This is a genomic window from Pedobacter sp. 01T416_2 (assembly GCF_056398925.1).
Window position 1 is genome coordinate 1 of record NZ_JBFTQI010000356.1, and the last position, 5,900, is coordinate 5,900.

Annotated in this window: 6 protein-coding genes; all 6 read right to left on the reverse strand. The window is 39.2% G+C overall.

The window, feature by feature from the left end; translation table 11 throughout:
* Positions 1–208 (reverse strand): isocitrate/isopropylmalate family dehydrogenase (locus AC1DPQ_RS15375; RefSeq protein WP_477610082.1); only part of this gene is annotated, 208 nt, incomplete at its 3' end.
* A gap of 109 nt (positions 209–317) precedes the next feature.
* The gene (locus tag AC1DPQ_RS15380; protein WP_477582593.1) at positions 318–1,787 is read right to left on the reverse strand and encodes an ATP-binding cassette domain-containing protein; all 1,470 of its coding nucleotides are present in this window, start codon (positions 1,785–1,787) and stop codon (positions 318–320) included.
* Positions 1,787–2,371, reverse strand: a complete 585-nt coding sequence (gene leuD, locus AC1DPQ_RS15385) for a 3-isopropylmalate dehydratase small subunit (protein WP_029276483.1) — start codon at positions 2,369–2,371, stop codon at positions 1,787–1,789. Before leuD ends, AC1DPQ_RS15380 begins: the two co-directional genes overlap by 1 nt.
* A 78-nt stretch (positions 2,372–2,449) precedes the next feature.
* The gene (locus tag AC1DPQ_RS15390) at positions 2,450–2,743 is read right to left on the reverse strand and encodes an antibiotic biosynthesis monooxygenase family protein (RefSeq protein WP_477582591.1); all 294 of its coding nucleotides are present in this window, start codon (positions 2,741–2,743) and stop codon (positions 2,450–2,452) included.
* Positions 2,744–2,824: 81 nt separating this feature from the next.
* Positions 2,825–4,231: a 3-isopropylmalate dehydratase large subunit gene (gene leuC, locus AC1DPQ_RS15395; protein WP_477582589.1), complete on the reverse strand. Its 1,407-nt coding sequence runs from the start codon at positions 4,229–4,231 to the stop codon at positions 2,825–2,827.
* 104 nt (positions 4,232–4,335) lie between these two features.
* Positions 4,336–5,817, reverse strand: a complete 1,482-nt coding sequence (ilvC, locus tag AC1DPQ_RS15400) for a ketol-acid reductoisomerase (protein WP_116251731.1) — start codon at positions 5,815–5,817, stop codon at positions 4,336–4,338.
* Between the last annotated feature and the right edge of the window lie 83 nt (positions 5,818–5,900).

Sequence of the window (5,900 nt, forward strand, 5' to 3'; positions counted from 1 at the left end):
GGATAGCATCACTTTGTCTTGCTTTTTCTAACGTTTCATCTGGCAAAGGCTCGCCGGTAACTTCAATAGCCGCATGGCCCATTAAAGCTTCTTCGAACACAAATTCATGGCCAAAAATTTCGGCAATTTTTTCTAATGCTGCTTTTCCCCAAGTGGTAACCTCGGGCCCAATACCATCTCCAGGTATTACTAAAATGTTCTTCTTCATTGTTGACTCCTCTTTTGCTTTACAATTGCTTATTGGTTGCCACGGAAGCACAGAAATCACAGAAAAATTTTGTTTCCGTGTTCACCGTGTTTCCGTGGCCAAGCTTGCATCAGCTTAATATTTCTGTGTTTAAACTTTCGACGACTTTTACCTCGCCTTTTTCTAACAATATTCTTTTTTCTATGCAGGTTGGCAGCTGCGATTCAAAATGGCCAACGTAAATTAAGGTCATCCCGTTGCTGCACAATTCATCAACCAATTGGTTAAAATGTTTTGTTTGCTGTTGGTCTAAACCCTGGCAAGGTTCATCCAGAATTAACAGTTCCGGATTTTTTATAATCGTTCGCGCTAACAATACCAATCGCTGTTTACCGAGTGGAAGTGCGGTTAATAATTCATTTTTGTTTTCGGTTAATCCAAAATACTCAATCAGCTCATCAACTTGTGCTCTTTTGCTATAAGGCAATTGCTGAAACAGCCCCACGGTATCGTAAAAGCCCGAAGCAATGCATTTCCAAACGGTTGAAGTGGCATCGAAATACCAATGAAACTCCGGCGATATTAAACCAATATGCTGCTTAATATCCCAAATGCTTTCGCCAGTTCCACGCCTGTTGCCAAACAAATAAAGCTCGTTGGCGTAAGATTGGGGGTGATCGCCGTTGATTAAACTCAATAAAGTAGATTTTCCTGAGCCATTAGGGCCTTGCAATAACCATTTTTCGCCAGCTTTAACTTCCCAGTTGATGTTTTTTAGCACCTGTTTTTCGCCATAGCTGATGTTGACATCAACCATCGTTACCATATCAGTTGATGAATAAATTGGCGACTCCTTTAAAAAAGCGGGGATTTTCCTTTTATGTATTTCAGGTGGAAGATCTCCAATTTCTCTTGAAAATGAGCTTACAATCTGCCCGTCTATAATCTCCGCAAAAGAATCGATGCTTTCTGGAAATTCTAAATCATTACAGATTAAAATTAATTGTACACCTTCTGCTGTAATCTGGTCTAAAAGTGTATTCAGGTTTTTGCGCGATGCTTTATCTAAACCGGTATAAGGCTGATCGATAATTAACAATTGAGGTTTTAACCATAAGGCTTTAACCAGCTGCAGTTTTTTATGTTCGCCGCTTGATAATTCGATTAGCTGTGAACTGGCAAAAGTAGCAAAGCCCAGTGCTTCTAAAATGGGTTCAACCAGATCGAAATGAAGCCCTTTTTCTTTGCCGTAAGCTACCAGTTCTGCATGTACTGTTAAAGTATCATTGGCCTGTAAACTGGTGTAGCGTTGCTGATAATAAAAGTTTGCAACACCTTCGAGATTTTTAAACTGATACCAGCTTTCTACAAATAAAACTTCGGCCGGTAATTTACTTTGGGCGTCGTAATTGATTTCAATACTACCTTGAGAAGGAATTAAACCCGCAATCGCTTTAGCCAAAGAAGTTTTTCCACTGCCACTTTCGCCCCATAAAACCCAGTTTTGGCACACATTTACTTCCCAATACAAATCCTTTAGTACCGCTTTATTGCGGTAACTTAAGTTTAGGTTTTGTATGTAGACAAATGGTTTAAGCATTATTTTGCTTGTTCAAATTCTGCGATTAATTCTTTTTGGGCCAAGATGAAATCGATATCATCATAACCGTTTATCAAACACGATTTTTTGTAAGGATTGATCTCAAATGATTCTTGAGCACCAGTTTCTACAATGGTAACCGTTTGATTTTCTAAATCAACTTCTAGGGCTGATTTTGGATTGTTGTCAACCGCGTTGAAAATCTGCGCCAAGAATTCATCACTTACCTGGATGGGTAATAAACCATTGTTCAAGGCATTTCCTTTAAAGATGTCGGCAAAGAAACTGCTGATTACCGCGTCAAAACCAGCATCTTGAATAGCCCATGCAGCGTGCTCGCGACTACTGCCACAGCCGAAGTTTTTTCCTGCTACTAAAACCTGGCCGCTATAGGTTGGGTTATTCATCACGAAATCAGCTTTAGGCTGGTTATCGTTTTCATAACGCCAATCGCGGAACAAGTTTTCGCCAAAACCCTCGCGGGTAGTCGCTTTTAGAAACCTCGCAGGGATAATCTGGTCGGTATCGATGTTCTCTATATTTAAAGGCACTACTGCCGATGTTAATTTTGTGAATTTTTTCATTATTAATGACGATTACACAGATTTAAATGATTTCACCGATTGGGGTGATTTCACTGATTTAATATTTATTATAAACCTTCAGCCTTCCACCTTAGTAAAGTGTTCAACTGTTGGGAAGGGATCATAAAAGTGATGTAATAACTTTTTCCAATCCTGGTATGCTGCTGACCCTCTGAAACCTTCGGTATGTGCCTCCAGTGTTTTCCAGTTTACCAACAGGATATATTTATTTTCTACCTCTATACATTTTTGAAGCTGATGCGAAATGTAACCTTCCATTGAGGAAATGATTTTTTGTGCTTTGTTAAAAGCTTTTTCAAAATCAGCCGATAATCCGGCTTTTACATTTAATATGGCAACTTCTAGTATCATATATTTTAAAGTTGTCATTCTGAGGAACGAAGAATCTGTTTCTTAGCTTGCAGATGCTTCATTCTTCAGTATGACTTTATTTTAAGCCTTCTCCAACAAATCCCTTACATCAGTAATTTTTCCGGTTACAGCAGCAGCTGCTGCAGTAAGTGGACTGGCCAATAATGTACGTGCATTTTGCCCTTGTCTGCCTTCGAAGTTTCTGTTTGATGTAGATACACAATATTTACCTGCCGGGATTTTATCTTCGTTCATACCTAAACAGGCACTACAGCCTGGTTCGCGTAATTGGAAACCAGCGGCTTCGAAAATTTTATCCAAACCTTCGTTTTTAGCTTGTTGCTCAACTTGTTTCGATCCTGGAACAATCCAAACCGTAACATTATCGGCTTTGCGTTTATCTTTAACAAAATCGGCAACTTCGCGTAAATCTTCAATGCGTGAGTTGGTACAGCTTCCGATGAATACATAATCAACCGGTTTCCCGATTAATGAGGAATCGTCATCAAAGCCCATATAATCTAACGCTTTCTGGTACGAAAGTTTTTCTTTTTCTGGTTGTGCACCAGTTGCCGGAATATGTTCCTGAATACCCATACCCATTCCTGGGTTTGTACCATAGGTAATCATAGGTGCGATATCTGCTGCATCGAAAGTTAAAACACTATCGAATTTCGCATCAGCATCGCTATATAATGTTTTCCAATAAGCTAAAGCTTTATCCCACTCTTCGCCAGCTGGAGCAAATTCTCTTCCTTTAATGTAATCGAAAGTGGTTTGGTCAGGTGCAATTAATCCACCGCGTGCACCCATTTCGATACTCATGTTACAGATCGTCATACGGGCTTCCATACTTAAAGCTTCGATTGCTGAACCTGCGTATTCTATAAAATAACCTGTACCGCCTGCGGCAGAGATTTTAGCAATAATGTATAAGATAATGTCTTTAGCGCCAACACCTTTTTCAAGCTCGCCGTTTACCTCAATTTTCATGGTTTTAGGTTTCGACTGCAATAAACATTGCGTTGCAAAAACCTGCTCTACCTGCGAAGTACCGATACCAAATGCAATGGCACCAAAAGCACCATGGGTTGAGGTATGGCTATCGCCGCAAACCATGGTTTTACCTGGTAAGGTGATACCCAACTCAGGGCCGATAACATGTACAATGCCTTGAAAAGGATGGCCTAAACCATACAGTTCTACACCAAATTCTGCACAATTTTTGGTTAACATATCCACCTGATAGCGCGAAAGCTCCTCTTTAATTGGCAATAACTGATTTAACGTAGGTACGTTATGATCGGCAGTTGCAACAGTTTGCTTCGGACGAAAAACAGGTAATCCTCTTTTACGCAAACCATCAAACGCCTGCGGAGAGGTTACCTCATGTATTAAGTGTGTATCAATGTATAAAATATCAGGAAATCCTTCTTCACTTTTTACAACGTGAGCATCCCAAATTTTTTCTACTAATGTTTTTGACATTTTATTATTATTTAATGTTTGTCAGTCTGAGCCTGTCGAAGACTTTTTCGTTATAGAAACAAAAAGAGTTCCTTCGACAAGCTCAGGATGACATTCTTTTGTTTCTATGCAGTTTTAATCGCTTTCATTGCAGTCATTGCTTTACGCAAAGTTGCTCCAATCTGTTCTACCTGGTGAGAGCGGATAGCCTCGTTGATATCGATTAATTGTCTGTTATCAACAGCGCCATCTTTACCTTCATTGAAGTTTTTACCAACTAGATCAGTATCTACTTTTTTCATGAAATCGCCCAAAAGCGGTTTACAAGCCTGATCGAACAAATAACAACCGTATTCAGCAGTATCAGAAATAACACGGTTCATTTCGAACAATTTCTTACGTGCAATGGTGTTGGCAATAAGTGGTGTTTCGTGTAACGATTCGTAGTAAGCCGACTCTGGTTTGATACCTGCCTGTACCATGGTTTCGAAAGCCAATTCAACACCAGCGCGAACAAAAGCTACCATTAAAGTATAGTTATCGAAATATTCCTGCTCACCGATTTTAACATCACCAGCAGGCGTTTTTTCGAAAGCAGTTTCGCCGGTTTCAGCTCTCCATTTTAATAAATTTTTATCTCCGTTTGCCCAATCTTCCATCATGGTCCGGCTAAATTCGCCACTCATAATATCATCCTGGTGTTTTTGAAATAATGGACGCATAATATCTTTCAATTCTTCCGAAATTTCGAAAGCTTTGATTTTAGCTACATTGCTTAATCTGTCCATCATGGCCGTAATACCACCTTGTTTTAAGGCTTCGGTAATTACCTCAACACCATATTGAACCAATTTAGAAGCATAACCTGCATCGATTCCTTTTTCTACCATTTTATCGAAAGATAGGATAGAACCTGTTTGCAATAAACCACAAAGGATGGTTTGCTCGCCCATTAAATCTGATTTTACCTCAGCTACGAAAGATGATTTTAATACACCAGCTCTGTGACCGCCTGTACCTGCGCAATATGCTTTTGCCTGTGCCAATCCTTTACCTTGAGGATCGTTTTCAGGGTGAACTGCAATTAAGGTAGGAACACCAAAACCACGAACATATTCTGCTCTAACTTCGCTACCTGGGCATTTAGGCGCAACCATAATAACGGTTAAATCTTTACGGATCTGCATACCTTCTTCAACGATATTGAAACCGTGAGAATATAACAAAGTAGCTCCTTCTTTCATTAAAGGCATAATTGCATTTACAACAGCAGTATGTTGTTTATCTGGAGTAAGGTTAATTACTACATCTGCATTTGGAATCAGTTCTTCGTAAGTGCCAACTGTAAAATTGTTTTCAGTTGCATTTTTCCACGAATCGCGTTTGCCTTCAATTGCTTCCTTACGTAAAGTGTAGCTTACATCTAAACCACTATCTCTTAAATTTAAACCTTGGTTTAAGCCTTGTGCGCCACAACCTACAATTACCAGTTTTTTACCTTTTAATGCGCTAACGCCATCTAAAAATTCAGAACTGTCCATGAAGTCGCAAACACCTAATTGGTTTAATTTTTCTCTAAGAGGTAATGTGTTAAAATAATTTGCCATTGTTTTTTATTGGTTAATTTCTATTTAATTATCGTTATATATTCTTTTTTACTTCGGGTTGATTACACAGATGAGGTGATTAC